This is a genomic window from Streptomyces genisteinicus, from assembly GCF_014489615.1.
GTDB classification, from domain to species: domain Bacteria; phylum Actinomycetota; class Actinomycetes; order Streptomycetales; family Streptomycetaceae; genus Streptomyces; species Streptomyces genisteinicus.
The window spans coordinates 2,588,363-2,614,570 of record NZ_CP060825.1 but is presented as its reverse complement, the minus strand read 5'-3'; the positions used below and the strand labels follow the sequence as shown (position 1 = coordinate 2,614,570).

At 74.0% G+C, this 26,208-nt stretch carries 24 protein-coding genes and 2 tRNA genes; 16 read left to right on the top strand and 10 right to left on the bottom strand.

Annotated features, from left to right (window positions below; genetic code table 11):
- The first annotated feature begins 128 nt into the window (after positions 1-128).
- Entirely contained in the window at positions 129-995 is an 867-nt protein-coding gene (locus IAG43_RS11400; protein ID WP_187740636.1) for a fumarylacetoacetate hydrolase family protein, read from the top strand.
- 199 nt (positions 996-1,194) lie between these two features.
- Here IAG43_RS11400 and IAG43_RS11395 read toward each other — a convergent pair whose 3' ends face one another.
- Together IAG43_RS11395 and IAG43_RS11390 are read right to left on the bottom strand one after the other, a co-directional pair.
- Positions 1,195-1,728: a heme-degrading domain-containing protein gene (locus IAG43_RS11395; protein WP_187740635.1), complete on the bottom strand. Its 534-nt coding sequence runs from the start codon at positions 1,726-1,728 to the stop codon at positions 1,195-1,197.
- Positions 1,725-2,813, bottom strand: coding sequence for a Gfo/Idh/MocA family oxidoreductase (locus tag IAG43_RS11390; RefSeq protein ID WP_187740634.1), 1,089 nt, complete (start codon positions 2,811-2,813; stop codon positions 1,725-1,727). The genes IAG43_RS11395 and IAG43_RS11390 overlap by 4 nt, the downstream gene beginning before the upstream one ends.
- 157 nt (positions 2,814-2,970) lie before the next feature.
- Here IAG43_RS11390 and IAG43_RS11385 point away from each other — a divergent pair, with 157 nt between their 5' ends.
- The 5 genes from IAG43_RS11385 to IAG43_RS11365 all read left to right on the top strand — a co-directional run bounded on the left by IAG43_RS11385 (position 2,971) and on the right by IAG43_RS11365 (position 7,758).
- A complete protein-coding gene (locus tag IAG43_RS11385; protein WP_343075699.1) occupies positions 2,971-4,242 on the top strand; it encodes an ROK family transcriptional regulator in 1,272 nt (423 codons plus the stop codon).
- A 142-nt stretch (positions 4,243-4,384) separates the two neighbouring features.
- On the top strand, positions 4,385-5,317 hold the full coding sequence (locus tag IAG43_RS11380; protein ID WP_187740632.1) for a hypothetical protein: 933 nt from the start codon (positions 4,385-4,387) through the stop codon (positions 5,315-5,317).
- 199 nt (positions 5,318-5,516) lie between these two features.
- Positions 5,517-6,296 (top strand): HAD-IIA family hydrolase, encoded by a 780-nt coding sequence (locus tag IAG43_RS11375; RefSeq protein WP_187740631.1) that lies wholly within the window; start codon positions 5,517-5,519, stop codon positions 6,294-6,296.
- Positions 6,297-6,491: 195 nt separating this feature from the next.
- Positions 6,492-7,073, top strand: a complete 582-nt coding sequence (locus tag IAG43_RS11370) for a hypothetical protein (RefSeq protein WP_246574258.1) — start codon at positions 6,492-6,494, stop codon at positions 7,071-7,073.
- Position 7,074: 1 nt separating this feature from the next.
- Positions 7,075-7,758 carry a class F sortase gene (locus IAG43_RS11365; RefSeq protein ID WP_187740630.1) on the top strand — a complete coding sequence of 228 codons (684 nt, stop codon included), beginning with the start codon at positions 7,075-7,077 and terminating at the stop codon, positions 7,756-7,758.
- Positions 7,759-7,870: 112 nt separating this feature from the next.
- On the opposite strand, the gene IAG43_RS11360 is transcribed toward IAG43_RS11365, so the two are convergent.
- Positions 7,871-7,944, bottom strand: a tRNA-Lys gene (locus tag IAG43_RS11360).
- Positions 7,945-8,163: 219 nt separating this feature from the next.
- On the opposite strand from IAG43_RS11360, the gene IAG43_RS11355 reads away from it, so the two are divergent.
- The 6 genes from IAG43_RS11355 (at position 8,164) to IAG43_RS11330 (ending at position 14,262) form a co-directional block, all read left to right on the top strand.
- The gene (locus IAG43_RS11355) at positions 8,164-9,438 is read left to right on the top strand and encodes a peptidoglycan-binding protein (RefSeq protein WP_187740629.1); all 1,275 of its coding nucleotides are present in this window, start codon (positions 8,164-8,166) and stop codon (positions 9,436-9,438) included.
- 159 nt (positions 9,439-9,597) lie between these two features.
- A complete protein-coding gene (locus tag IAG43_RS11350) occupies positions 9,598-10,758 on the top strand; it encodes an SPFH domain-containing protein (RefSeq protein ID WP_187740628.1) in 1,161 nt (386 codons plus the stop codon).
- A gap of 117 nt (positions 10,759-10,875) precedes the next feature.
- Positions 10,876-11,463, top strand: a complete 588-nt coding sequence (locus IAG43_RS11345) for a lytic polysaccharide monooxygenase auxiliary activity family 9 protein (protein ID WP_187740627.1) — start codon at positions 10,876-10,878, stop codon at positions 11,461-11,463.
- Between the two features lie 156 nt (positions 11,464-11,619).
- Entirely contained in the window at positions 11,620-12,870 is a 1,251-nt protein-coding gene (locus tag IAG43_RS11340) for a sensor histidine kinase (RefSeq protein WP_187740626.1), read from the top strand.
- Positions 12,855-13,505 (top strand): response regulator, encoded by a 651-nt coding sequence (locus IAG43_RS11335; RefSeq protein WP_187740625.1) that lies wholly within the window; start codon positions 12,855-12,857, stop codon positions 13,503-13,505. The genes IAG43_RS11340 and IAG43_RS11335 overlap by 16 nt, the downstream gene beginning before the upstream one ends.
- A 277-nt stretch (positions 13,506-13,782) precedes the next feature.
- Entirely contained in the window at positions 13,783-14,262 is a 480-nt protein-coding gene (locus tag IAG43_RS11330; protein WP_187740624.1) for a phospholipase, read from the top strand.
- A 142-nt stretch (positions 14,263-14,404) separates the two neighbouring features.
- On the opposite strand, the gene IAG43_RS11325 is transcribed toward IAG43_RS11330, so the two are convergent.
- The 6 genes from IAG43_RS11325 to ehuB all read right to left on the bottom strand — a co-directional run bounded on the left by IAG43_RS11325 (position 14,405) and on the right by ehuB (position 18,611).
- A tRNA-Lys gene (locus tag IAG43_RS11325) sits at positions 14,405-14,478 on the bottom strand.
- Positions 14,479-14,680: 202 nt separating this feature from the next.
- Entirely contained in the window at positions 14,681-15,439 is a 759-nt protein-coding gene (locus IAG43_RS11320; RefSeq protein ID WP_187740623.1) for an IclR family transcriptional regulator, read from the bottom strand.
- Positions 15,440-15,606: 167 nt separating this feature from the next.
- The gene (locus tag IAG43_RS11315) at positions 15,607-16,383 is read right to left on the bottom strand and encodes an amino acid ABC transporter ATP-binding protein (protein ID WP_187740622.1); all 777 of its coding nucleotides are present in this window, start codon (positions 16,381-16,383) and stop codon (positions 15,607-15,609) included.
- A complete protein-coding gene (gene ehuD / locus IAG43_RS11310) occupies positions 16,373-17,023 on the bottom strand; it encodes an ectoine/hydroxyectoine ABC transporter permease subunit EhuD (RefSeq protein ID WP_187740621.1) in 651 nt (216 codons plus the stop codon). Before ehuD ends, IAG43_RS11315 begins: the two co-directional genes overlap by 11 nt.
- The gene (ehuC, locus tag IAG43_RS11305; protein ID WP_187740620.1) at positions 17,020-17,757 is read right to left on the bottom strand and encodes an ectoine/hydroxyectoine ABC transporter permease subunit EhuC; all 738 of its coding nucleotides are present in this window, start codon (positions 17,755-17,757) and stop codon (positions 17,020-17,022) included. Before ehuC ends, ehuD begins: the two co-directional genes overlap by 4 nt.
- Positions 17,754-18,611 (bottom strand): ectoine/hydroxyectoine ABC transporter substrate-binding protein EhuB, encoded by an 858-nt coding sequence (gene ehuB / locus IAG43_RS11300; protein ID WP_246574257.1) that lies wholly within the window; start codon positions 18,609-18,611, stop codon positions 17,754-17,756. The genes ehuC and ehuB overlap by 4 nt, the downstream gene beginning before the upstream one ends.
- Positions 18,612-19,068: 457 nt before the next feature.
- Between ehuB and IAG43_RS11295 the strand changes: the two genes are divergently transcribed.
- The 4 genes from IAG43_RS11295 to IAG43_RS11280 all read left to right on the top strand — a co-directional run bounded on the left by IAG43_RS11295 (position 19,069) and on the right by IAG43_RS11280 (position 24,108).
- On the top strand, positions 19,069-19,695 hold the full coding sequence (locus IAG43_RS11295; protein ID WP_187740618.1) for a hypothetical protein: 627 nt from the start codon (positions 19,069-19,071) through the stop codon (positions 19,693-19,695).
- 425 nt (positions 19,696-20,120) lie between these two features.
- Positions 20,121-20,840 (top strand): maleate cis-trans isomerase family protein, encoded by a 720-nt coding sequence (locus tag IAG43_RS11290; RefSeq protein WP_187744406.1) that lies wholly within the window; start codon positions 20,121-20,123, stop codon positions 20,838-20,840.
- A gap of 169 nt (positions 20,841-21,009) precedes the next feature.
- Positions 21,010-22,155, top strand: a complete 1,146-nt coding sequence (locus IAG43_RS11285; RefSeq protein ID WP_187740617.1) for an LLM class flavin-dependent oxidoreductase — start codon at positions 21,010-21,012, stop codon at positions 22,153-22,155.
- 255 nt (positions 22,156-22,410) lie between these two features.
- Complete coding sequence (locus IAG43_RS11280) at positions 22,411-24,108, top strand: glycosyl hydrolase family 18 protein (RefSeq protein WP_246574256.1); 1,698 nt, start codon at positions 22,411-22,413, stop codon at positions 24,106-24,108.
- 155 nt (positions 24,109-24,263) lie between these two features.
- On the opposite strand, the gene IAG43_RS11275 is transcribed toward IAG43_RS11280, so the two are convergent.
- Complete coding sequence (locus IAG43_RS11275) at positions 24,264-26,024, bottom strand: putative bifunctional diguanylate cyclase/phosphodiesterase (protein WP_425508588.1); 1,761 nt, start codon at positions 26,022-26,024, stop codon at positions 24,264-24,266.
- Between the last annotated feature and the right edge of the window lie 184 nt (positions 26,025-26,208).

Here is a 26,208-nt window from a genome sequence, read left to right as displayed (position 1 = left end):
GTAACGGTCCAGGTTGTGAACAGGGTCTTGCGGAGTGGTCGGCTGCCTTGGAGGATCGACCAAGCCTCCGATCCTCCGACGGCCGCACCTGTCGGTCCGGGGTCGCCAGCGACCGGGAGAGACAAACGATGAAACTGCTGCGTGTCGGTACGGCGGGCGCCGAGCGCCCCGCACTGCTCGACGGGGACGGAGACCTGGCCACCCTGCGTGACCTGTCCGGACTCGTCCCCGACATCGACGGGGCGCTGCTCCAGGACGCCGCCGCCCTCGACCGGATACGGGCCGCGGCCGCCGCCGGCGAGCTGCCGGAGCTGGACCCCGCGGGTCTGCGCGTCGGGCCGCCGCTCGCCCGGGTCGGCAAGGTCGTGTGCATCGGGCTGAACTACCACGACCACGCCGCGGAGACCGGAGCCGAGCCCCCGGGCGAGCCGGTCGTCTTCCTCAAGGCGTCGGACACGGTCGTCGGCCCGGACGACACCGTCCTCGTGCCGCGCGGCAGCCGCAAGACCGACTGGGAGGTCGAGCTCGCGGTGGTCATCGGCCGCACCGCCCGCTACGTCGCCGACGACGAGGACCCGCTCTCCTACGTCGCCGGGTATGCGGTCTCCCACGACGTGTCCGAGCGCGAGTTCCAGATCGAGCGCGGCGGCACCTGGGACAAGGGCAAGAACTGCGAGACGTTCAACCCGCTCGGCCCGTGGCTGGTGACCGCGGACGAGGTGCCGGACCCGCAGGCCCTCGGCCTGCGCCTGTGGGTGAACGGCGAGCTCCGGCAGGACGGCCGCACGGCCGACCAGATCTTCCCGGTCGCCGAGGTCGTCCGCTACGTCAGCCACTTCATGACGCTCCACCCGGGCGACGTCATCAACACGGGCACCCCGGCCGGAGTGGCCATGGGGCATCCCGAGCCCAAGCCCTATCTGCGGGCCGGCGACGTGGTGGAACTGGAGATCGACGGACTCGGCCGCCAGCGGCAGGAACTCAAGGACGCCTGACCCGCGACGCGCCTGTGCCCGCGCCTCCCCGACCGGCCGGGGAGGCCGTCAGGCCCTGTCCGGTGGATCTTCGCGGGGCCCGTGGAGATCCACCCGGCAGGCTTCGGCCCATCCGGCCGATCCGGCCGACGGCATCCGGCCGGGACCGGTCCCACGGGCCGGCCCCGCAGGCCGGGGCAGCCGGGACGTCCGGGACCGGTCAGGACGGCGGGCCCGCGACCCCGCTGCCGCCGTCCTGGTGTGCGGCGAACCGCTCCAGCGCCTCCACCACCATCGCGTGGTCCTCGGCCTGCGGGAGCCCGGACACCGTCACGGAGCCGATGACGCCGACGCCCTCGACGGCGATGGGGAACGAGCCGCCGTGCGCCGCGTAGGCGTCGGGGTCCAGCCGGGACGACTCCTCGAGCGTGGTCCCCTTGGCCCGGTGCCGTGCCCCGACCAGGTACGAGCTCACGCCGTACCGCTCGACGACCCGGCGCTTGCGGTCGATCCAGGCGTCGTTGTCCGCGCTGGACCCCGGCAGGGCGCAGTGGAAGAGCTGCTGCGGGCCGCGGCGGATGTCGATCGCGACCGGCGCCTGACGCAGATGGCCCATCTCGACCAGCAGACTGCCGAGCTTCCAGGCGTCGCCGTTCGAGAAGCGGCTCAGCGTGAGACGCCGCTCCTGCTCCTCGATCTCCGCGACCGAGAGGTGCTCCTGGGGGCGGGCGGGGGTGGGGGTGCTGTCGCTCATGCGCTGATCTCCACGGTCACGCCGTCCCGTGCGGAACGGCGGGCTGCTTCCAGGACGTCGAGTGCGGCCGCCGCCTCCAGGGCGGTCACCGGCACGGGGCCTTCGCCGCGCACGGCGGCGGCGACCGCCGCGTAGTACGCCGGGTAGTCGCCGGGCACGGTCTTGACGGGGGCGCCCCCGCCGGTCAGGGGGGACTCCCCGGCGCCGAGACGGCCCCACAGCTCCCGGGGCTCCACGCCCCACGGGGTGCCCGCGGCCGGCAGCTTCCCGTCGCGCAGGTCGGCCTCCTGGGGGTCGAGTCCGTACTTCACGTACCCGGCCTTCGAGCCGAGAACCCGGAACCGGGGGCCGAGCTGCGCCGTCGTCGCGCTGACGTGCAGGTGGGAGCGGACACCGCTGCCGTGGGTGATCGCGATGAAGGTGTCGTCGTCCGCCTCGGCGCCGGGCCGGCGCACGTCGGACTCCGCGTACACCCGTACGGCCGGGCCGAAGAGGGTCAGGGCCTGGTCGACGACGTGGCTGCCCAGGTCGTACAGGAGCCCGCCGATCTCGGCCGGGTCGCCCGACTCGCGCCAGCCGCCCTTGAGCTGGGGCCGCCAGCGCTCGAAGCGGGACTCGAAGCGCTGGACGTCGCCGAGCTCGCCGTCGGCGAGGAGCCCCCGCAGGGTGAGGAAGTCGTTGTCCCAGCGGCGGTTCTGGAAGACGGAGAGCACCTGGCCGCGCTCGTCGGCGAGGGCCGCGAGCTCCCGGGCCTCCGCGGCGCTGCCGGCGATCGGCTTGTCCACGACGACGGCGAGGCCGGCCCGGAGGGCGGCGGAGGCGATCGGGACGTGCGTCCGGTTCGGCGAGGCGATCACGACCAGGTCCAGCTCGTCCGCCCGCTGCCACAGCTCGTCCGGCGACGCGGCGAACCGGACGCCGTCGCCGAGCGCGGCGCGCGCCTCGGCCCTGCGCTCCTCGCGCGAGGTGACCACCGTGTCGACGACGAGGCCGTCGGTGGTGGCGATCAGCGGGGCGTGGAAGACGGAGCCCGCCAGGCCGTAGCCCACGAGTCCGACGCGGAGGGGAGTGCCGGGACCAGTCATGCGGCCACTTAAGCAACGCTGTTGCCAAAGTGCAAGCGGGGCGGACAATGGGAGGGTGACGCGTCCCGAGCCGCATGTCCCCCGCACCCCCCGCACCCCCCGCAGCCCCGACGTCCCCCCGGGCGACCGGCGCGCGGCACCGGCGGGCGGGGTCAACCTGCCCGCGCTGCGCAGCCACAACGCGGCGCTCGTGCTGGACCTGCTGCGCGGTGCGGGAGCGGCCGGCATCAGCCGCATCGAGCTGGCCGAGGGCACGGGGCTGACCCCGCAGGCCGTCAGCAAGATCGTGGGCCGGCTGCGGGCCGAGGGCATGGCCGCCGAGGCGGGACGGCGCGCCTCCACCGGCGGCAAGCCGCGCACCGTGCTGCGGCTGGTCCCCTCGGCCGGGTACGCGGTGGGGCTCCACCTGGACCGCGACGAGCTGACGGCCGTCCTCCTGGACCTGGCCGGCACCCGAGTCGCCGCGCACCGGGCGCCCCTCGACCTCGGCGCCCCGGCCGAGGAGGTCGTGGCGGCGGCCGCCGCCCGGGTCGAGGCGCTTCTCGCCCGTGCGGTTCCGCACGGGGCGGGGCCGCCGGAGGACGACGGCGCCCCGGGGACCCGGCCGTCCGGCGGGCCGGAGCCGGAACCGGCCGGCCCGGCCGGGCGCGCGGCGGACGCGGGGGCGGCATCCGCCCGCCCCGGCGCGGAGTCCGCCCCCGGGTCCGCAGCCCCCGGAACTCCCGGGTCCGCCGCCGCCACCTCCGCCCCCGGCCCGCGCCCGTGGCCGAGGGTGCTCGGGGTCGGGGTCGCGATGCCCGGGCCGCTGGACCACGCGCGCGGCGTCCCGCAGCGGGTCACCGGGCACCCGCACTGGGACGGCTACCCGCTGCGGGACACCCTCGCCGACCGCCTCGGGCTGCCCGTCGTGCTCGACAAGGACACCAACGCCGCCGCCCTCGGCCTCGCCCTGCGCGGCTCCGGCGAGTCGTTCGCCTACCTCCACCTCGGCACCGGGCTCGGCGCCGGGCTGGTGCTCGGCGGCGCGCTGCACCGGGGCGCGCGCACCGGGGCGGGGGAGTTCGGCCACCAGGTGCTGCGGCTCGACGGCCCGGTCTGCGACTGCGGCGAGCGCGGCTGCGTCGAGGCGCTGTGCCTCGCGGCCGTCGCCCGGGGCGACACCGCCGAGGCGGCCCGGGTGCTGGGCACGGCCGCCGGGAACCTCGTCGCCCTCCTGGACATCGACCGGGTGATGCTCGGTGGGCGGGTCGTGGAGGCGGCCGGGGAGGAGTTCGTGCGCGGGGCCGCCGAGGTGGTCGCGCGCCGCGGGCCGGTGCTGGTGACGTCCGTGCCGGGTGCGCACACGGTCGCCGAGGGGGCGGCGCAACTGGTGCTCGCGCCGGTGTTCGGCCGGGCCCCGGCAGCGCCCGCCGCCGACCCGGCAGGGTGAAAATACGCCGGGAGGAGCGTCGTCGAGCCGCTGTTCGGCGGTACCGCACCGGCCGCCGGCGGCCCGGCGGGGCAAGCATGGCAGGGTCCCGGGGGCCACGGTCCGGGTGGCCCGGCAGCACGAGAGCAAGCAAAGGCCACCCATGCGACTGCGCAACGCCCTCGCCCGCACCGCCGGCACGGCGACCACCACGATGACGACCGCGATGACGACCGCGACGATGACCGCGATGGTGACGGCGGGGATGCTGACGCTCCCCGCCACCGCCGCCGACGACGACCGGCCGGTGGACCGCCAGGGCTCCGGCGACCGGGGGGTGTCCCGGCCGGCGGACCAGCAGCCGACCTGCGGCAAGGAGTCGGACCCCGAGTTCCCCATCCGGACCCGCATCCACGGCGGGCCCGCGACCGTGCGCCCCGGATCGGGCTTCCAGGGCTGGCGGCTCGACCTCACCAACGGCACCCCGGAGCTGTGCCACCACATCCACCCGGTCGTCGTGCTCACCGACCGGGACGGGACGCTCGACGCCGCCCGGGTCGCCGTCGAGTTCCACGACGCGGACGCGGGGCGGTGGCGCCCGGTCGGGCTGGAGAGGACCGGCGAGGACGAGCTGGTCGGTGCGGTCGACGACGGGTTCCAGGGCTTCGTCGTCCCGGCCGGCCGCACGGTCACCGTCCAGGCCCGGCTGTCGTTCGCCGCGGGCACCGCGCCGGGCGACGTCACGGTCAGCACCGCCGTCGTCCAGCGCAAGGGCGACGACGGGGACTGGGTCGGTGAGTCCGGCGACTGGCACCTCAGGGTGACCGGCGCGCCGTCGCCGGAGCCCCGCGAGACGGACGGTCCCGCCCGGCCGACCGGGGCCGCCGAGCCGTCCGGCACGGCGACGGCGCCCGGCACCACCGAGTCCCCGGGCGCCTCGCGGCGGCCGGCGTCCCCGCTGCCGTACGAGCCCGACCAGCTCGCCTCCACCGGCGCCGGGACCGCGGTCCGCATCGCCTCCGCCGCCTCCGTCGTCGCGGCGGGCGCCGGCATCGCCGTCCTCCTCGTCCGCCGCTCCCGCCTCCGCCGCCGCTGAGCGGGCCCCCGGTCCGCGGCGGACGGACCGAGGTCCCGGGCCGCCGGACCGCGCGTGACCGGGCCCCGCCGGGGCAGTGGATCAGCAGGTGAACGACGGGGTCGGGATCGGTACTTCCTGACTACGCTGGGGCCGTCGCCACAGCGCAGTCGCGGCGCCCCAGCACGCACGCACACATGCACGGCAGGAGTCCGCCCCAATGGCAGAGCGCAAGCCGATCGAATCCTGGCTGACCGACATGGACGGCGTCCTCATCCACGAGGGCGTACCGATCCCCGGCGCGGACGCCTTCATCAGGAAGCTGCGGGAGACCGGCAAACCGTTCCTCGTCCTGACGAACAACTCCATCTACACCGCCCGCGACCTGCACGCCCGCCTGCGGCGGATGGGCCTGGACGTCCCGGTGGAGAACATCTGGACCTCCGCGCTGGCCACCGCCCAGTTCCTCGACGACCAGCGCCCCGGGGGCACGGCGTACGTCATCGGCGAGGCGGGTCTGACGACGGCGCTGCACGACATCGGTTACGTGCTCACCGACCACGAGCCGGACTACGTCGTCCTCGGTGAGACCCGCACCTACAGCTTCGAGTCGCTGACCAAGGCGATCCGGCTGATCAACGACGGCGCCCGGTTCATCTGCACCAACCCCGACAACACCGGCCCCTCCACCGAGGGCCCGCTGCCGGCGACCGGTTCGGTGGCCGCCCTGATCACCAAGGCGACGGGCAAGGACCCGTACTTCGCGGGCAAGCCCAACCCGCTGATGATGCGGACCGGCCTGAACACCATCGGCGCCCACTCCGAGACCAGCGCCATGATCGGCGACCGGATGGACACGGACGTCCTCGCGGGACTGGAGGCCGGGATGCAGACCTTCCTGGTGCTGACCGGCTCCACGACACCCGCGCAGGTCGACCGCTACCCCTTCCGGCCGTCGAAGGTCGTGGATTCGATCGCGGACCTCGTCGACCGCATCTGAGGACCCGCACCCGGTCCGGGTCCGGCACCCGGCCCCGCACCCGGCCCGGCCCTGCCCGGCACGACCACGTGGTACGACCGCGCGGGGCGCCGGGCCGGCGCGCGGCCGGGTGTTCCCGCAGGCCGGCGCGGCGCACCGGTGCTGCGGATGCGGAAACGGCCCGGACGCGTGAACCTCGGTAACAGGAGGTTCACGATGTGTGCAAGGTCCCTCGCTCTGCGTACCGCAGGGCTGGTCGCCGTACTCGTGCTGGGGCCCGCCGCGGGCGCCGCCGCCGACGACGGCGGCGGGGCGGTCCGGCTGACGCCCTCCGCGGCCGCCGCGGGCGACGACGTCCGGATCGCCGCGGACGGCTGCCCCGGCGGCACGGCCGTCGCCCGGTCGGACGCCTTCGCCGCGGACGTCCGCCTCGCGCCCCGGGCGGCGGGCGCGGCCGGTACGGCGCACGTCAGGCCGGATGCCCGGCCCGGCGTCTTCACCGTCCGCCTGAGCTGTGACGGACGCCCCGCGGCCACCGCGGAGCTGACCGTCCGTCCGGGGAACGTGCGCCCCGTCGCCGCCGAACCGGCGGTCCGGGCGCACGCCTCGCCGGTCGCGCCGGTGCGCGCGGGCGGTGGCGGAGCCGTCGCCATCGCCGCCCCGGTCGCGGCCGTGGACCCCGAGGACGCGGGCCCGAGCGCGCGCCAGGCCGTGGCCGGGCTGGTGCTCGCCGGTGTCGCGGCGGTGGTCTTCGCCGTCCGCGGAGCCCGCCGCCGCGGCAGGACGAGGTCCGACTGAGATGGCCGACGTCCGGACCGGGGTGACCGTACGCGGCGCGGGCCGTGCCGTCGTCGGCGTGCTCTGGGCGTTCCTGGTGCTCGTGCTCTGGCTGTGGGGCGGGGGCGCTCCCGGTGGCGCGGCCGGCATGTCGGCGCCCACCACCGGTGACATGGCGGCCGTGGGCCGCCCTCCGGGCGTGCCGATGCCCGTCGCCCATCCGCCGCTGACCGCGTCCCGGCCGCAGCGGCTCGCGGTGCCGGCCCTCGGGATCTCCGCACCCGTCGTGGTGCGCGGCCTCGACGCGCGCGGTGCGGTCGACCCGCCGTCCTGGACGGCTGCGGACCGGGTCGGCTGGTACGGCGCGGGGGCGCTGCCGGGGGAGCCGGGGGCGGCGCTGTTCGTCGGCCACGTCGACACCGACACCCGCCCGGCGGTCTTCTACGACCTGAGCACCGTGCGGCCGGGGGAGCGGATCGAGGTGACGGGCGAGGACGGCCGCGTGACCGTGTTCACCGTCGACGACGTGCGGGTCTTCGACCGCGCCCGCTTCGACGCCCGCCTGGTCTACGGCCCCCGCGAGGCCGGGCGCGCCGAGCTGCGGCTGATCACCTGCGGCGGTGCGTTCGACCGGGCGAGCGGAAGCTACACGGCGAACGTGGTGGTCTCCGCGTACCTCACCGGCACCGGCGCCCGCACCGGCTGACGCGGCGCGACCGGACCGACGCGCCCCGCCCCGCCCCCAGTCGGCGGCCCCCGGAGCCACCCCACGACGAGCGAGGCCCCCTCATCGGAATGAGGGGGCCTCGCTCTGTGCGTGCGCCGCCAGGGACTCGAACCCCGGACCCGCTGATTAAGAGTCAGCTGCTCTAACCAACTGAGCTAGCGGCGCCTGCTGACCTGGAGAACTCTACCGGATCCCGAGGGGTGCTCCGCGCACCTCTCGGGGCCGTGGCCGCCGCGCCCGGACCGGTCGGATCGTTGTATTTAACTTTTCATCCGTCAAAATGCGTTTTGTCCATGCGATGGGGACACTGCGTTCGTGAGACACCGTCAGAAGATCTTGTCGAGCGTGAACGGCTTGCCGACTGCGAATGGGGAGGCGACGCGTATGGCCCTGCCGGTCTTCGAGGAGTACGAGCCCGACGGCGACTGCGACTGCACCGGATGCGCGGCCCGGCGCCGCACGCTGGCCGCCGGAGCCCATCCCTCCGCCCGCGGCTGCCGCCGCGCCCTCGTCGCGGTCACCGCGGCGGGCGCGGTGATCGGCGGCGGGGGAGCGGCCACGGCCGTCGCCCCGCCGTCCGGCGCCGTCCGGGCGCAGCTCCCCGCCGCGGATCCCGAGCCGCCGACCGAACAGGGCAGGACCGGACCGCTGCACGGCCCCGCGGGGAAGCCGGCCGCGGGCGCCCCGCTGCGCAGCACCACCCGGACGGAGATCATCAACCGGGCCAAGACGTGGGTCGCCGCCAAGGTGCCGTACAGCATGACGAAGTACTGGAGCGACGGCTACCGGCAGGACTGCTCCGGCTACGTCTCCATGGCATGGGACCTGCCGGGCAACGAGTGGACCGGCACCCTCGCCCAGTTCGCGGACCGGATCGCGCGCGAGGACCTCCAGCCCGGCGACATCCTGCTCTTCCACAACCCGGCCGATCCGACGTCGGGCTCCCACGTCACGATCTTCGGCGGCTGGACCGACTACACCCGCTCCCACTACGTGGCGTACGAGCAGACGAAGCCGCGCACCCGCAAGCAGTCCACGCCCATGGCGTACTGGAACAACTCCGCCTCCTACGCCGCCTACCGCTACAAGGGGCTCGGCACCGTGGCCGGGGGCGGCACGAGCGCGTCCGGCGGCTTCCCGGGGGCGGCGTCCTTCGGGCCGGGGGCGAACAACGCGCACGTCACCCGGCTCGGGCAGATGCTCGTCGAGCGCGGCGGCCGCCGCTTCTACCGGGAGGGCCCCGGGCCCCGCTGGACGGATGCCGACCGGCGTGCCACCCAGGCGTTCCAGCTCGCCCAGGGCTGGCGGGGCGCCGAGGCGGACGGCCGGCCCGGTCCCCACACCTGGCGGCTGCTGACCGGGAAGACCGGACGGGACATCCCCGCGGCGGTGACCGGCGGCTCCACGGCCCAGCCGCCCGCGTTCCCCGGCCCCGGCCACTTCCGTCCGGGGGCGGACAACGCGCACGTCACCCGCCTCGGGCAGCAGCTCGTCAAGCGCGGTTTCGGCAGGCACTACGCCACCGGGCCGTCGCCCCGCTGGAGCGAGGCGGACCGGCGCAACGTCCAGGACTTCCAGCGGGCGCAGGGCTGGCGGGGCGCCGAGGCGGACGGCTACCCCGGACCCCACACCTGGCGGCGGCTCTTCGCCGCCCGCTGACCCGACCGGGCGCCGCGCGCAGGCGCGGCGCCCGCGCGCCACCGGCCGTGCCGCACCCGTGGCGGGCGGCCGACCCCGTGGCGGGAGGGCCGGTCCCGCACGAGCGGGCCGGCCCTCTCCCCGACAGCCACCGAGCAACCGAACGAAAGCCGAGGTGCCATGAACACCACGACGTCGGAGCCGGAGGGCGGCGTCCCGTCCGACCCCCCGCGGCGCCAGATGGTCATCGCGAGCGAGACGACCACGGAGATCCCGGTCCACCTCCTCTTCCGGGACGACTCCGGTCCGCAGGCGCTGCCGACGGGGCTGCGGCCCGCCGTGATCTCCCGGCGGCAGGGAACCGGGGAGCAGCCCAGGGTCACCGGCCGCGGCACGTCGCCCGCCGCGGGGCCGGAGCTCCCGGCGCCGCCCGTCGACCCCAGGATCGCCGAACGCCCGGGCCCGGTGCTGCCCGGCTGGACGGGGCTCGTCGCGGGGGGCTGCTCGCTCGCCGGCGTCGGGGCGCTGCTGTGGGGGTCGGGCGCGGTGCCCGGGATCGTGGGCCGGGTGCTCGGCGTGACCCCGCCGCCGTACCAGGGCATCGGCATCGGGGTCTGGTGCCTGCTGGCCCTCGGCGTGCTGCTGGCGCTGTTCGGGCTCGGCGGCCTGGGGCTCGGGCGGGTCGGCCACGCCTGGGTGCTCACGCTCTGCGGCGACTACCGGGGGAGCGTCCGGCGCACGGGTCTCGTCTGGGTCAGCCCGCTCGTGCTGCGGCAGCGGATCGAGGTCCGGCTGCGGCACTGGCGGAGCGAGGCGATGCCGGTGCACGACGCCGAGGGCACGCCGCTGCGGGTGACCGTGCTCGTCGTGTGGCGGGTGGAGGACACCGCGCGGGCCGCGCTGGCCGTGGCGAACCACGAGACGTACCTGGCCGAGCAGGTGGAGGCGGCGGCCGCGCGGGTGTTCTCCCGGCTGCCGGCCGACGGCTTCGGCGAGGCCGTCCCGACACTGCGCGACGCCGGTGACGTGGGGGACCGCCTGACGAAGACGCTGGCGGCCCAGTGCGCTCCCGCCGGGATCGAGATCTTCACGGCCCAGCCGACGGTGGTCGACTACGCGCCCGAGGTGGCCGGCGCGATGCAGCGCAGGAAGGTCGCGGCCATCGACGCCCGGCACCGGGACTCCGTGCTCACGGCGGTCGTCGACACGGTCGACGAGACCGTCGCCCGGCTGACCGAGCGGGGGCTCGTCGACGCGGACGACTACGAGCGCAAAGCACTGGTGAAGGACCTCACGATCGCCCTCTCCGCCGGGCGGGCGGGTTCCGCAGAGGGTCAGTGATTGGTCTGGACATGTTCAAGTTCCGTCAATACATTGGAACTTGGTCTAGACCGGAAGCAGTACTACCGCACGCGTGCAGCACGATCAGGAACCCCCACGTCCTCCCTGGAGCCAAGCATGCGAAAGAAGATAGGCGCGGCCGTCGTCGGCCTCGCAGTGGCGGGCACCACGCTGCTCGCCACCGGCAGCGCGAGCAGCCACGGATACACCGACTCACCCATCAGCCGCCAGAAGCTCTGTGCCAACGGAACGGTCACCAACTGCGGCAACATCCAGTGGGAGCCGCAGAGCGTCGAGGGCCCCAAGGGCTTCCCGGCGGCCGGACCGGCCAACGGCCAGATCTGCGCCGGCGGCAACGGCCAGTTCGCCCAGCTGGACAATCCGCGGGGCGGCGCCTGGCCCACCACCAAGGTGAACTCGGGCCAGAGCTACTCGTTCCGCTGGCAGTTCACCGCGCGCCACCGCACCACCGACTTCAAGTACTACATCACCAAGAACGGCTGGAACCCGAGCAACCCGCTCACCCGGGCCGACCTGGACCCGCAGCCGTTCCTGACCATCCCCTACGGCGGTCAGCAGCCGCCGGCCACCCTGTCCCACTCCGGCAACCTGCCGGCGAAGTCGGGCCGCCACCTGATCCTGGCGGTCTGGACCGTGCACGACACGGCCAACGCGTTCTACGCCTGCTCCGACGTCCAGTTCTGATCCCCGGCCGGACGCCGCAGCACACAGCACAGTGCCTCCCGGGCAACACCGACGGGCCCCGGAGGCGCTGCACCGCGGGGGTAGGGCCTGCCCTACCCCCGCGGCACCCACAGGGCCCATCGCCCGGGCCCGCGGGCGCCGCATAGCGTGTGCGCCATGGACCGGGCGAACACCCTCTGGCAGGCGCTGACCAGGCGCGACTTCCTGCTGTCCGCGTGGCCCTGGCGGGCCGCCGGATACCTGGCGAGCAGCGCCGCGACCGGTGCCCTCGCCCTCACCGGCCTGCTCGTGCTCGCCGGCTTCTCGCTGCTCCTCGTCGGCCTTCCCCTGCTGGTGCTCGCCGGCACCGGACTCGCCGCCGTCGAACGCCGCAGGCTGCGCCTCGTCGACCCCGAGCCCGCCCCCGGACCCCACCGCACGCCCGCCGAGCCCGGCCTCGGCGCCTGGCTGCGGCTGCGCCTCACCGAGCCGGCCACCTGGCGGGAGTTCGCGTACGGACTGCTGTACGCGCTCGTGCTCTGGCCCCTCGACGTGCTCGCCGTCGCCGCGGCCGTCGGGCTGCCCCTGGCGGCCGCCGCCACGCCCGTGCAGCTCGCCCTCGACGGGCAGGAGGCGCGCGTGGTCAAGACCGTCCTCGTCACCACCTGGCCCGGGGCCCTCGCCGCCGCGGCCGCCGGACTGGCCCTGCTGCTCCTGCTGCTGTACCCGCTGGCCGCGCTCGCCGGGGCCCGCGCCCAGCTCACCCGGCTGCTGCTCGCCCCGCGCGAGAGCGAACTCCGGGAGCGGCTGGGGGAGGTGACCCGCTCCCGGGCCCGGCTGGTCGCCGCCTTCGAGGCCGAACGCCGCCGGATCGAGCGCGACCTCCACGACGGTGCGCAGCAGCGGCTGGTCGCCCTCACCATGACCCTCGGCCTCGCCCGGCTCGACGCCCCGGAGGGGCCGCTCGCGGACCGGATCGCCGCCGCCCACGAGGAGACCGGCCGGGTCCTCGCCGAACTGCGGGAGCTCATCCACGGCATCCATCCCCAGGTCCTCGCCGACCACGGCCTCGCCGCCGCGCTCGACGACGCCGCCGACCGCTCGGCCGTCCCCGTCGACACGGACGTCGACCTGCCGCGCCTCGACGCCCCCGTGGAGAGCGCCGCCTACTTCGCCGTCCGCGAGGCGCTGACCAACGCCGCCCGGCACGCCGCCGCCCGCCGCATACGCCTCACCGCCCGCCACCGCGGCGCCCTGCTCGCCGTCGAGGTGCACGACGACGGACGGGGCGGCGCCGACGCCCGCGCCGGCTCGGGGCTCACGGGGCTCGCCGACCGGCTCGCCGTCCTCGGTGGCACACTGACCGTCGACAGCCCGGCAGGCGGGCCGACGCTGCTGAGGGTGGAGATACCGTGCCGAGCGCACTGAGGGTGGTCCTGGCCGAGGACGGCGTACTGCTGCGCGAGGGGCTGACCGCCCTGCTCGGACGGTTCGGCCACGAGGTGGTCGCGGCCGTCGGGGACGCCACCGCCCTGCGGGAGGCGGTCGCCGCGCACGAGCCGGACATCGTCGTCACCGACGTGCGCATGCCGCCGGCCTTCCAGGACGAGGGGCTGCGCGCGGCGATCGCCCTGCGCGCCGAACGTCCCCTCCTGCCGGTGCTGGTGCTCAGCCAGTACGTCCAGCGGGAGTACGCCGCCGAACTGCTGGACAGCGGCGACGGCACGGGCGTGGGGTACCTGCTCAAGGACCGGGTGGGCCAGGTCGAGGAGTTCGTCGCGGCGCTGGCCCGGGTGGCCGGCGGCGGCACGGTCGTGGACCCGGAGGTCGTACGGCAGCTGCTGCGGCGCCGGCGCGATCCGCTGGCCGCGCTGACACCGCGCGAGCGGGAGGTCCTCGCACTCGTCGCGGAAGGCCGGTCCAACGTGGCAATCGCCCGTGAACTCGTGGTCTCCGAGGCCGCGGTGGGCAAGCACATCGGCAACATCCTCGCCAAGCTCGGCCTGCCGCCGGCCGAGGACACCCACCGGCGGGTGCTCGCCGTCCTCACCTACCTCCGCTGACCTGCGCGCCGCCCCGGCCGGACAGGTCGACCCGCCGCGGAACCCGTACGTCCGGACAGGGGAGCCCGTGGCGGAACCCGTACGTCCGGGCAGGGGGCGCAAGGGGGTGTCAGGGGGCGCGGGAAAGGCCCCCGCGGCCCCGCTGTTCGCGACGGATTCATCCCTTCGTCGTGACGAAAGCAGTGCAGGACGCGCGTTGAGTCGGCATGCTGTACCCCGCCGTGGAAAGACCCCACGGGCCATGTACCAAATCCCCCGCACCGCACGGAGGTTATGCATGCGCAACCGAATGGTCCTCCCCCTCGCCGCCGCCGCGCTCGCTCTCCCCGCCGCGCTCCTCACCGCCGGCAGCGCCCAGGCAGCCCCCGCCGACAAGCCCCAGGTGCTGAGCTCCTGGACGCAGACCAGCGCGTCCAGCTACAACGCCTGGGCGGCCGCCCGTGCCAACCAGGGAGCCTGGAGCGCCTACGGGTTCAACTGGTCGACGGACTACTGCTCGTCGTCGCCCGACAACCCGTTCGGCTTCCCCTTCCAGATGTCCTGCGCACGGCACGACTTCGGCTACCGCAACTACAAGGCGGCCGGGACCTTCAGCGCCCACAAGTCCCGTCTGGACTCGGCGTTCTACGAGGACCTGAAGCGCGTCTGCGCCGGGTACTCGGGCGCCACCCGCACCTCCTGCAACGGCACCGCCTGGACCTACTACCAGGCCGTGAAGGCGTTCGGCGTCGCCCCCGCCGGCGCGCCCGCGGCGTGACGCCGCCGCATCCCCGCTGACGGGAACGGGCCGACGGGCACCCGTCCGCGGACCACGCGGGTGGACCGCCGCCCCCGCGTGTCCGGACGGGCCCGGCACACGAAGCAGGCCCCTCGCTGTCGCGAGGGGCCTGCTTCGACTGTGCGCCGCCAGGGACTCGAACCCCGGACCCGCTGATTAAGAGTCAGCTGCTCTAACCAACTGAGCTAGCGGCGCGTGACTCACCGGCCGCTCGGCGGCCGACGGGTAAATAGTACCTGGTCCGCCGGGGTGCTGCCGACCACGGCGAACCGGGCCCGCTCCACCCGCCCCGGGCCGGGACGGACCGGGACGAAAGCCGCGTGACGCCCCGCCGGAAGCGGTAGGGCCGCGTCTGTCCGGCGGCACCGGCCGCCGGCCGGGCACGACCCATGGCTCCCTAGATCGCCAGCGAGAGCACCACCGGTGCCGCCCTGCGGTTGAGGGTGTCCGCCGCTTGGCGCAGCCGGTGGGCGTGCTCGATCGGCAGGGAGAGGGCCAGGCAGCCCACGGCCGACCCCGCCGTCAGCGGCACGGCCGCGCACACCGTGCCCACCGCGTACTCCTGGAGGTCCAGGACGGGGACCGTCGGCGGCTGGGAGTCCAGCTTGGAGAAGAGCAGCTGCTCGCTCGTGATCGTCCGCGAGGTGAGCCGGGCGATCTTGTGGCGCGACAGGTGGTCGCGGCGGCCGTTCACGTCGAGCTGGGTGAGCAGGCACTTGCCGACCGCACTGGCGTGGGCGGCGGAGCGGAAGTCCACCCACTCGTTGACCTTGGGAGTGCGCGGCCCGTCGGCGAACTGGGTGATCTTGACCTCGCCGTCGATGTAACGGCTGATGTAGACGGCGGCGCCCACCGAGTCGCGCAGCTCGGTGAGGGTCTCCTGCAGCTTGGCCTCCAGGGCCTCCTTGCGCGTGACGCCGGACCCGAGGAGGACCAGGGAGTCGCCGATCGCGTAGGCGCCGTCGGAGAGCTGCTCCACGTAGCCCTCGCGGCGGAGCATGGCGAGCATCGGGGCGAGGTGACCGGTGGGCAGCCCGGTCTCGCGTGCGATCTGGACGTCGGTGACTCCGCCACCGTGCTTGGAGACCGTCTCCAGGACTCGCAGGACGTATTGCACCGAGTGGAACGGCGCGGTCGGCTCTGGCTTCAGCGCCACGGTTTCCCCCTACCAGGTTGTGACCGCAAGCTTCCCTACCACGATAGCCGCCAAGCGCCGTCCGGGGATGGGGTGTTGGCGCAAATGATGTGGCGCCCCAGCGGGCTGCGCTGGGGCGCATCACCATGGCATATGCCCCTGTCATCGATGGTGCGGGGAAGGCGTGGTCAGAGCACCGCGCCGAGGAACTCGCGGGTCCGCGCCTGCTCCGGATCCGAGAAGATTTTCTCCGGCGGACCGGACTCGATGACCTTGCCGGAATCGAACATCAGAACCTCGTCGGAGATGTCCCGCGCGAAGTTCATCTCATGGGTCACGCACACCATCGTGATGTCCGTCGTGCGCGCGATGTCCCGCAGCAGATCCAGCACCCCGGCCACCAGTTCGGGGTCGAGCGCCGAGGTCACCTCGTCGAGCAGCAGCACCCGCGGCTCCATCGCCAGGGCCCGGGCGATGGCCACCCGCTGCTGCTGTCCGCCGGAGAGCTGCGAGGGCCGCGCCCCGCACCGGTCGCCGAGGCCGACCAGTTCCAGCAGCTCCTTTGCCCGCGCCTCGGCCTCCTCCTTCGGCCGGCCGAGCACCCGCACCGGGGCCTCGGTGATGTTGCGCAGCACGCTCATGTTGGGGAAGAGGTTGAACTGCTGGAAGACCATGCCGATCTTCTTCCGCGCCTCGCGGCGCTCCTTCTCCTGCGCCGGGAACAGTCGCTTACCGGCCACGGTGATGGTGCCCTCGTCGGGCTTCTCCAGCGTCATCAGCAGACGCAGGATCGTCGTCTTGCCGGAGCCGGAGGGGCCGATCAGCGTCACGTGCTTGCCGGGCCGGACGGAGAAGCAGAGGTCGTCCAGGACCGTGTTGTCCCCGAATCTCTTGGTGACGTCGTCGAACCGGATCAGCGGCTCGGTCGCACCGGTGGGCGTGTCGAGGGGCGTTTCAGCGGACAAGGCGGCGCTCCAGGGATCGGACGAGCAGAGAAGCCGGATAGGCGATGAGGATGAACGCGATGCCGATCACGGTGAGCGGCTCGGTGTACTGGAAGGTCGACGCGCTCTCCAGCCGCGACTGCTGCAGCAGCTCCAGCACGCCGATCGCGGCGAGCAGCGGGGTGTCCTTCAGCATCGCGATCACGTAGTTGCCGAGCGCGGGCGTGATCCGGCGGATCGCCTGCGGCAGGATGACGGCGGACCAGGTGCGGTGGGCGGGCAGGCTCAGGGCCTTGGCCGCCTCCCACTGGCCGCGCGGCACCGCGTCGATGCCGGCCCGGTAGACCTGCGCGGTGTACGTCGAGTAGTGCAGCCCGATCGCGATCGTGCCCGTGGTCAGGGCGGAGAACTGCACGCCCCACTCCGGGAGCACGAAGTACAGGAAGAACAGCTGCACCAGGAGGGGGGTGGTGCGGACGAACTCCGTGAACACGTTCACCGGCCAGCGCACGAAGCGGCTCGGCGCCCGGAAGGCGAGGGCCCACACCAGGCCGAGCGAGAACGAGATGAGCGAGCCCAGCACGAGCACCTGGAGGGTGACGAGCACCCCGTCCCAGAAGCGGGGCATGAAGTCGGCCACGGCGGACCAGTCCCAGGTCACTTCGACGCACCCCCCGCCACCTCGGTGCCGGCGGCGGACGCGGAGCGGCGGGCGAACAGGCCGCCCAGCAGCGCCGGTTCCGGCTCGATGCCGATGTTCCGCTTGGTCCTGCGCTCCAGCGCCTTCATCGACCGGGTCACCACCATCGCGAGCACGAAGTAGATCACCAGGCTGATCGTGTAGATCTGGGCGCTCTCCTGGGTGGCGAGCCGCACCAGATAGGCGGCGAAGGAGACGTCGCCGACGCCGAGCAGCGACACCAGGGCCGTGCCCTTCAGCAGCTCGACCAGCAGGTTGCAGAACGGCGGCATCATCTCGGGCACCGCCTGGGGGAGGAGGATCAGCCGCATCCGCTGCCACGGCGAGAAGCTGAGCGCGATCCCCGACTCACGCTGCGAGCGGGCGACCGAGTTCAGGGCGCCGCGGACGATCTCGGCGCCGTACGCGCCGTAGGAGAGACCGAGCGCGAGGACGGCGGCCCACATCGGGACGAGCTGCCAGCCCATCAGCGGGGGCACCACGAAGAAGAGCCAGAACATCAGCACCAGGGCCGAGGTGCCGCGGAAGATCTCCGTGTAGAGGCCGGCCAGGAAGCGGACGGCGCGCGAGCGGTGGGTACGGGCCATGCCGACGGCGAAGGCGGTGACCGCGGCCAGTGCGGCGCTGTAGACCAGCAGCTGGACCGTGATCCATATGCCGGGCAGCACCCAGTTCTGCCAGAGTCCGGCTGTCATTTCCTGCACAGCTCCTCGGCGGTCAGGGTGGTCATCTCGGACTCCGTGAAGCCGAACGGCTTCAGGATCCGGAACAACTCGCCGCTCTTCTTCATCTTGTGGATCTCGGTGTTGAACGCGTCGCGCAGGGCGGTGTCGGTGGGGCGGAAGGCGAACCCGCCGCCGTCGACCTGCTTCTTGCCGTCGACGACCGCCGCGAACGGCTCGGTGGCCTCGGCCCGCGTGCTCTTGCGGACCACCTCGCGGGCGGTCAGCGCGGTCCCGGCGAAGACGTCGACCCGGCCGGACTCGACCGCGTTCAGCCCGGCCACCTGGTCCTGGAGGATCACGATCTCCTTCTCGGGGATGCCGGCGGCGATCGCGTAGTCGATCTCGGCGTAGCCCGTGCCGGTGGCCAGCTTCGCCTTGGCCTTCACCACGTCCTCGTAGCTGCGCAGGTTCTTGGGATTGCCCTTGCGCACGATGAAGGAGTCGAGCATCTGGTACTCGGGGTCGGCGAAGATGACCTGGGCGCACCGGTCCTTGTTGATGTACATCCCGGCCGACACCACGTCGAACTGCTGGGAGTTGAGCCCGGGTATGAGGGAGGCGAAGTCGGTGGCCACCGGCTGGACGCTGTCGATGCCCAGGCGCTTGAAGACCACCCGGGCCAGTTCCGGGGCCTCGCCCGTGAACTCCCCCTGTTCGTCCACGTAGCCGTACGGCACCTCACCGGCGATGCCCAGGCGCACCGTCCCCTGGGTCTTCAGCCGGGCGAGCACGTCGCCCGACGGCACCCGGCTGCAGCCCGCCGCCGCGGTGACGGCGAACGCGCTCGCGCCCGCCGTCCCGAGCAGCAGGGCGCGTCTGCTCATCGATGATGGTTCTTGTGTTCGAGCCATGGGCGCGCGGCTACCCGGGCCGTTCGCGGGTATGCGTGTGCGACGGCCGACCGATATCCGTTTGTGTCCTGCGGCGGCCGGCCCCTCGCGGCGGCGCGTCCGTCCCCGGCGGCGGAGGCGTACCGGCCGCACGCGACCGCCGTCGGGGCGTGTACCTCGCTGCGGCCCGTCGAAACGGGGGCGTTCGACGGTGGCCGTATCTCGTCCCTCCGCGCGGCCGGTGCCATGTGGCGGGCCGTCACCCCGGATGCCGGGCGGTGGTGTTCCGGTCTCCTCCTGGGCGTGTTCCGGTCGGGTGGCGGTCGGGAGGGCGGCGGGGTCTGTCCCGGACCCGCGGGCGCCGGGACACTGGGGAAGCCGGCGGTGTGCGGCGGGCGGGGGCCCGTGCGGCCGGGCCGGCAGGGGGAGAGGCGGGGGCGTCATGTGGCTCGTGTGGTTGTCCGCTCTGTTCGTCCCGAAACGGGACCTGTGGCCGCAGGACCCCACGGTGCGGGCGGCAGGCCGGCTCAGGGGACTGCTGCTCCTGCTGATCGTGGTCTTCCCGTTCGAGTTCGCCCTGCCGGATTTCACCACCGCCTGGCGCCACGGGCTGACCAGCTTCTACGCCCTCGCCGTCGCCATACCCCTCGCCTGCCTGGTGCTGGTGGCCGCGGCGCCGCCCGGGGAGCGGGCGTGGACGGCCCGGCGCGCGGGCCGCCCGCTGAGTTCGCTGGCCGTGGCGGCGGCGGTCGTGGTCGCCGCCGTGCTGGCCACCGATGACCCGTCCAACCCCTTCGTGGGGGTGCTCGTCGGGCTCTTCTTCATCGTGGTCCTGGGGGCCGTGCTGCTCGTCGGCTACTACCACCACTTCCGCGCGGCGGACGGCCATCCGCTGCTGCCCGCGCTGGTCGCCCCGTGGCCGCTGTGGGCGATCGCGATCGTCGACCCGGCCGGTGGGCACGCCCTCGCGGTCCTCGGCCCCGCCGTGATCACGACCTGCGTGTCGGTCTGGGAGATCGTGTACCTCCACCGGCGCGGCCTGCCCCTGACCGCGGGCGCGCCCCGTCCGTCCGCGTAGCCGCGCGGGCGGGGCGTGCCCGGAGCCGGCGGGGGCGGCGGGCCGGGGCCCCGGCGGACGGCGCCGGACGGGGGCCGTCCGCGGACCGGACGGGTCCGTCTGTTTTGCCGCCGTCCCGGGGCGGGCACGCGAGTGCAAAGAGGTGCGGGCCCGGCGGCCTGCCGGGCCCGCACCGCAGACGGAGCCGGAGTCGGTGGCGTGGCGTGGCGGACGACGCGGCGCGGGCGGCGGGTGCGGCGGACCGGCCGGTCCGCGGCCCGGCCGCACGGGAAGCGGTCTGCGCCAACCAGGTCACGCTGCGGCCGGCCCTGCGCGCCATCGGCGCGACCGCGGCCGGCCCCCAGCAGGCTCTGCTGATGGACCATCAGGCCCGTCGCGCGGGCGGTGGTGTCCGCGGCCGGGCCGGAAGGACAGGAGGGCGTGAGATGACGACGGTGGGACTGCTGTATCCGGGGCACGCGGCGGAGGACGACTATCCCCGCATGGAGACGCTGCTGACCGGGGTCAACGTGCCGGTGGTGCACACGGCGGCGGGCGAGGACGCGCACACGCCGGACGCGCTGCTGGACAGCGGCTCGGCCGAGCGGCTCGCCGCCGGGGTCGAGGAGCTGCGGCTCTCGGGCGCCGAGTCGGTGGTGTGGGCGAGCACCGGCGGGTCGTTCGTCCACGGGTGGGACGGCGCACACGGCCAGACCCGTGAGCTCGCCGTGAAGGCCGGGCTGCCGGCGTCCAGCACGTCGTTCGCCTTCGTGCGCGCGGCCCGGGAGGTCGGCGCCGGGCGGGTGGCGGTGGCCGCCGCGTACCCGGAGGACGTGTCGGAGCGCTTCGCCCAGTTCCTCGGCGGAGCCGGGATCGAGGTGGTGGCGGTGCACGCGGCCGGGGTCGGCTCGCGGTCCCAGGCCGCCGCCTGGGAGCGCGAGCAGGTGCTCGACCTGGTGCGCGGCGCCGATCACGAGCGGGCCCAGGCGGTCCTGGTGCCCGGTACGGCGCTGCACACGGTGGCCCTGCTGCCGGAGCTGGAGGAGGCGGTGGGCAAGCCGGTCCTCACGGCGAACCAGGTCACCGTCTGGGAGGGGCTGCGCCTGGCGGACCGGCACGGGGCCTGGTCGGACGACCTGGGCGCGCTGTTCGCCCGCAAGGACTGAGCTCCGCGGCCCCGCCGTCCGCCGCCCGTCCCCACGCCCGTGGCCCGGTCCACGGACCCGCCGGCCGGGAGCGGGCGGCGCTCCACCCGGCCGCGGGGCGGCCGGGAATAAACGGAGATGGCCTCCTGTTGTGCGGCGGAGTACGCACGACCACTCAGGAGGACCACCGGTGAACGCAAGGGACGCGGCAGGCGACGAGATCCGTGGAGTCGCGGCCGGCTCCGCACCCGTACCCCTGTCGGTGCTCGATCTGGTCACCGTCGGCAGCGGCCGCACCGCCTCCGACGCCCTGCGCACGAGCGTGGCCCTCGCCCGGCTCGCCGAGAGCCGCGGGTACCACCGGCACTGGGTGGCCGAGCACCACTCGATGCCGGGCGTCGCCTCCTCCTCGCCCGCCGTGATCCTGGCCCACCTCGCCGCCCACACCGAGCGCATCCGCCTCGGGTCGGGCGGCGTCATGCTGCCCAACCACGCCCCGCTGGTGATCGCCGAGCAGTTCGGCACGCTGGAGGCGCTCGCGCCGGGCCGGATCGACCTGGGCCTGGGCCGCGCGCCCGGCACCGACGGCGCCACGGCGGCGGCGCTGCGCCGCACCGACACCCTCCACGAGGGGGCGGACGACTTCCCGCAGCAGCTGGCGGAGCTGACCCGCTTCCTCGACGACGACTTCCCGGACGGGCACCCCTACGCGCGGATCCACGCGGTGCCCGGACCGGTGCAGGCGACCTCGGAGGGCGGGGTCCAGTCCCCGGCCCGGCCGCCGGTCTGGCTGCTGGGCTCGTCCGGGTTCAGCGCCCGGCTCGCCGGGGTGCTCGGCCTGCCGTTCGCCTTCGCGCACCACTTCTCGGCGCAGAACACCGTGCCGGCGCTGGAGCTGTACCGCCAGAGCTTCCGCCCCTCGGCGGTGCTGGACGCCCCCTACGCGCTGATCGGCGTGGCCGCGCTGGCGGCCGAGGACGAGCGGGAGGCGCGCCGCCAGGTCCTGACGGGAGCCCTGTCGATGCTGCGGCTGCGCACCGGCCGCCCGGGGCTGATCCCGACGCCCGAGGAGGCGGAGGCGTACCCGTTCACCGCCGTGGAGCGGGAGTTCGCCGACAGCTGGCTGAAGAACATCGTGCACGGCACCCCCGACGCCGTCCGGGCGGGCCTCGACACGCTGCGCGAGCTGACCGGGGCGGACGAGCTGATGATCACCGCCAACTCCCACAGCGGCGAGGTGCGGCTGCGCAGCTACGAGTTGATCGCGGACGCCTACGGCCTGCCGGTGCTGCCGCCGGCCGCCGGAGCGGACGCCCTGGCCGGCCGCGCCGGGTAAAACCTGGGTTTCGCCGACCCCGGTGGTTCACTCGTCAACCGCCGGGGCGCGGCCCCTTAACTCATCCTTAAACCGCTCGTCACCGCCGTGACGGGCGGTTTCTTTCGGTCAACGCACGCCGCTGACAAGGGTTTTCTTGGCGAAAATGGTCTAGTCCTCATTTGGTTCGGACCATTGACGCGGGGTCGGCCGGATCGCTTCACTGCTCCTGCCCGACCGCTCGACCCCCGTTCCGCACAACCCCGGAGGCTGCACGTGCGCTCCCGCAGACCGCTGCTCGCGGCATTCACGACCGCCGCGCTCGCCGCAGGCGCCCTGGCCGGATTCGCCGGACTCGGCACCGCCCAGGCGAACGACACCACCCAGGCCGCCGCCTCCTCGGGCGGAATCAAGATCGCCTACTACGACCAGTGGAGCGTCTACGGCAACGCCTTCTACCCGAAGCACCTCGACACCCGGGGCATCGCCGCCAAGCTCGACGTCATCAACTACTCGTTCGGCAACATCCACCCGACCGACCTGACCTGCTTCATGGCGAACAAGGCGGCGGGCGACGACAACAACCCCAACGCCGGTGACGGCGCGGGCGACTCGTACGCCGACTACCAGAAGTCCTTCGCGGCCGCCGACAGCGTCGACGGCGTCGGGGACACCTGGAACCAGCCCATCGTGGGCGTCTTCAACCAGTTCAAGGAACTGAAGGCGAAGCACCCCCACCTGAAGATCAACATCTCGCTGGGCGGCTGGACGTACTCCAAGTACTTCCACGACGCGGCCAAGACCGACGCCAGCCGCAAGAAGCTGGTCTCGTCCTGCATCAAGCAGTACATCCAGGGCGACCTGCCGGTCGAGGGCGGCTTCGGCGGCGCCGGCACCGCCGCCGGGATCTTCGACGGCATCGACATCGACTGGGAGTACCCGGGCTCCAGCGGCGGCCACCTCGGCAACCACTACGGCCCCGAGGACAAGCAGAACTTCACGCTGCTGCTGGCCGAGTTCCGCAAGCAGCTCGACGCGCACGGCGCGGCCAACGGCGGCAAGAAGTACATGCTGACCGCGGCCCTCCCGGCCGGCCAGGACAAGATCAAGTACCTGGAGACCGACAAGATCGGCGCGTACCTCGACTACGCGAACATCATGACGTACGACATGCACGGCGCCTGGGACGGCGACGGGCCCGCGTACCACCAGTCCCCGCTGTACTCGCCGGCGTCCGACCCGACCGACCCGATCGCCCCGGGCACCGAGAAGTACTCGGTCGACGGCGCCATCGACGCCTACATCGACGGCAACGCGGCGTACGGCATCACCGGCGGCTTCCCCGCGAACAAGCTGACCCTCGGCTACGAGTTCTACTACCGCGGCTGGAAGGGCGTCCCGGCGGCCAACAACGGCCTCGGCGGCAGCGCCACCGGCGGTTCGGCGGCCCGCCCGCTCAGCCAGCAGGCCGGCATCGCCCACTACAAGGAGCTCGGCGGCATCGTCGACAACCCGGCGACCACCTTCTGGGACGACGCGGCCAAGGCCTCGTACTTCTACAAGGACGGCGAGTTCTTCACCGGCCTCGACAAGCGGGCGATCGACGCCCGCGCGGCGTACGCCAAGGAGCGCGGCCTCGGCGGCGCGATGATGTACTCCCTGCTCGGTCTCGACGCCAACGCCACGCTGTTCAACCAGATCGTGGCCGCGGTCGGCGGCACGCCCACCACCCCGCCCACCACGACCCCGCCGACGACGACCCCGCCCACCACCACCCCGCCCACCACGACGCCTCCGACGACCCCGCCGGCCGGCAGCTGCACCGCGGCCGCGTGGGCGAAGGCGACCGCGTACACCGGCGGCGCCCAGGTCTCCCACAAGGGCCACACCTGGAAGGCCAAGTGGTGGACCCAGGGCGAAGAGCCGGGGACCACGGGTGAGTGGGGTGTCTGGCAGGACCTGGGAGCCTGCTGACACCGACCCCTGAGCCCCCCACAGGCCACCGCCCCCGCCCGGTAACCAACCCGAGCGGGGGCGGTCGGCGTCGTGGCCGGGTGACCGCCACGCGGCCGCGGCGCGGTCGGTCGGCCGCGCGCCCGGCCGGCCCCGCGGCGGCCGCGTGGCGGTGATCAGCCCGCCGTGGCCGCGTGGCGGTCGAGCGCGCCCAGCATCTCGGTGATCCGCTCCGGCGCCACGGCCCGCGAGTACAGCCATCCCTGCCCGGTGTCGCAGCCGATCCGCCGGAGCCGCGACGCCTGCCCCGAGGTCTCGACGCACTCCGCCGTGACCGTCAGGCCCAGCCGGTGCGCCAGCTCCACCATGGCCTCGACGATCGTCTCGTCGGCCGGGTTCGCGTGCGTCTCGTCCTGGAAGCCCCGGACGAACGTTCCGTCGAGCTTCAGCGCGGAGACCGGGAGCCGGCTCAGATAGGCGAGGTTGGAGTACCCCGTCCCGAAGTCGTCGATGGCGATCCGCACGCCCATGTCGCTCAGCGCCCGCAGCGCCTGCAGCGGCCGTCCGGCCGAACCCATCACCGCCGACTCGGTGAGCTCCAGCTGGAGCAGCCGGGGCGGCAGGCCGGTCGCGGCCAGGATCTCCGCCACGTCGGCGACCAGGTCGGAGTCCCACACCTGGCGCACCGCCACGTTGACGGACACGAACAGCGGCTCCACGTCCGGGTGGTCGAGCTGCCACTGCCGGGCCTGGCGGCACGCCGTGCGCAGCACCCACCGGCCGAGCTGGACGATCGAACCCTCCTCCTCGGCGATCGCGACGAACCGATTCGGCGTCAGCGTGCCGAACTGCGGGTGGTTCCAGCGCACCAGCGCCTCGACACCGCGGGTGACCTCGTCCGCGAGGCCGACGAGCGGCTGGTACTCCAGCGCGAACTCCCCGCGCTCCACCGCGGGGCGGAGCGTGGAGGCCAGCGCCTGACGGGTCATCCGGTTCGCGTTCCGTTCCGGGTCGAACAGGGTCCAGCGCGAGCGGCCGTCCTCCTTCGCCCAGTAGAGCGTGGTGTCCGCGGCCTGCATCAGCGAGGTCGCCGAGGTGTCCGCCGCCGCGCGCTCCACCACCCCGATGGACGCGGAGACCGACACCCGCTCCCCGGCGAGGTCGAACGGCTGCTCGAGCGCGGCCAGCAGGCCGCGGGCGAGGTCGGCGAGCTGTTCGGTGCCGGTGGAGTCCTCGACCAGGACGGCGAACTCGTCCCCGCCCAGCCGGGCCACCAGATGGCCTCCGCCGTGGGCGCGGTCGCCCGCGGCGCACTCGGTCAGCCGGGTCGCGACGGCGGTCAGCAGCCGGTCCCCGACGCGGTGCCCCAGGGTGTCGTTGACCGCCTTGAACCCGTCCAGGTCGAGGTAGCAGAGTCCGATGCGGCCGGTGGACCCGTGGTCGTACGGGGAGGACTCCAGTGCCGCGGTGAGCCGCTCGAAGAACAGCGCGCGGTTGGGCAGCCGGGTCACGGGGTCGTGCAGTTGCAGATGGCGGAGCCTGGCGTGCAGTTCGCGCCGGTCGCTGACGTCGGTGACCGTCAGCAGGACGTCGTCCGTCCCGGGCACCGGGGCGACCGTGACCTCCGCCCACAGGGGGCGCCCGTCGTGCTGCTTCAGCCGCCGGGTGCAGCGGAACCGTGAGCGGTGGCCCCGCAGCACCTCGTGGTAGGCGTCCCAGGTGCGGCCGTCCGAGCCGAGGCCCACGAGGTCGGCCGCGCACCGCCGGCGCAGGTCGGCCGGGCGGACGCCGAGCAGGGCGCCGAGCGCCTCGTTGGCGCAGACGACGAGTCCCTCGGCGTCGATCACGGCCATGGCGATCTGGGCCGCGTTGAACGCGGCGCGGTAGTCGCGTCGTTCCGCCTGACTCAGGGCCTGAAGGTGACCTTCCGTAGTCATCGGGCGGAGGCTCTGAGGGACGGCGACGCCCGCGGGGCCTGCTCCGTCGGAGGTTCCGCTCACCGCTCACTCCCGGGATGCGTGTGTCGTACAAGGTCGTACACAAGTGGTCGGGGGATGGTCACCCGAGGCGTCCGGCGGAGAAAAAACCGGCAGAACCCGGGGAAAGTGTGCCGATCATAGA